Origin of the sequence: Streptomyces sp. NPDC020681 (genome assembly GCF_044334895.1) — a bacterium.
Taxonomy (GTDB): Bacteria; Actinomycetota; Actinomycetes; order Streptomycetales; family Streptomycetaceae; genus Streptomyces.
In genome coordinates this window covers 1-1,329 of the sequence record NZ_JBIRTX010000079.1, presented here as the reverse complement: position 1 = coordinate 1,329, position 1,329 = coordinate 1, and the positions used below count along the sequence as shown (strand labels likewise).

General features: G+C 66.7%; 1 protein-coding gene. It reads left to right on the top strand.

The annotated features are described in order from the left end of the window. The first annotated feature begins 192 nt into the window (after window positions 1-192). Window positions 193-1,146 (top strand): IS110 family transposase, encoded by a 954-nt coding sequence (locus ACH4YL_RS40775; protein WP_398512595.1) that lies wholly within the window; start codon window positions 193-195, stop codon window positions 1,144-1,146. Window positions 1,147-1,329 lie beyond the last annotated feature (183 nt).

The following is a 1,329-nucleotide window of genomic DNA, read 5'->3' as shown; positions in this document are numbered from 1 at the left end:
CCCTGAGGGACGCCGTGGTCCGGGATCACCGCCCCGGACCACGGCGTGCAGAGACCGGCCGTCTCGCAATCGGGTTTGACGCCCGTCGTCATCGGGGTCGTCTCTGCGCCACCCGCCACGCTTGATGAGTTGCCTGGGCCTCTTTTGCGAGAACGCCCGCAGACAATCTCAAGCCGCTGCAGGATATCGCCGATGAGCCCAATCGTCACCGTGTCGCGCTTCATTGGCTGCGATGTCGGCAAGGCCACGATCGCCGTGCATGACGCCGCCGCCCCGAGGTCATGGGAGATCGACAACGCGCCCGCGAGCCTTGCCGCCTTCGCGGCCGCGCTCGATCCAACCTGTCTGGTGGTCTGCGAGGCGACGGGGGGCTATGAGGCTGCCCTGTTGTCGGCCCTGCTCGCTCGGCGCATCCCCGCCCACCGCGCCGATGCGCGAAAGGTGAAGGCCTTCATCAAGTCCTATGGCGTGCTCGGCAAGAGCGATGCGATCGATGCCAAATGGCTCGCGCGCTATGGCCATGAGCGCGATGCCGCCTTGCCGCGATGGCGCGCCCCGGATAAGGCCCGCGCCACGCTTCAGGCCCTGGTCCTGGCCCGCCAGGACCTCGTCGCCGCACGGGCCGCCTTCCACAACCGCAGCCAGGCTCCGACCTGCGTCACCACCGTCCATGCCGACCTCGTCAAGGCCATCGACTGCGCCATCGCACGCCTCGACACCGACATCGCCGGACTCCTGAGCCAAGGCTCGGAGCTGGCCGGGGAGGTCGAGCTCCTGCGCAAGATCAAGGGGTTCGGCAAGACCAACGCTCCAGCCATCATCGCCCTCATGCCTGAGCTGGGATCGCTGGATCGACGAAAGGTCGCGGCGCTGGCGGGCCTGGCCCCCCATCCAAGGCAAAGCGGCGCGCGCGACGCCTATCGCGCCACGCGAGGGGGCAGACCGGCCGCCAAACGCGCGCTCTTCATGGCCGCCCTCGTCGCAGCCCGGCACAACCCGCAGATCAAGACGTTCTTCAACCGTCTCCTCGCCAACGGCAAAAAACCAATCGTCGCCATCACCGCCGTCATGCGAAAACTCCTCGTCATCGCAAACGCCAAAATCCGCGACCACAGGGCTCAAACCAGCTCGCAGCAAGTGAGTTGATGACGACGGGTCAGATTCAACGGCCGTCGGTAAAAGACCTCAGCCGCCACACCGTGCTCTTCTTGATGTCGGCGTCTTCCAGCGAGCGCGTTACCGGCACTGCATAGGTGGCGAGCTCGTCCAGCCTGTCCCTCGGCAAATAGCTGCGGCCGGGATCGCCGATCAGCACCTGTGCGCCGCGCC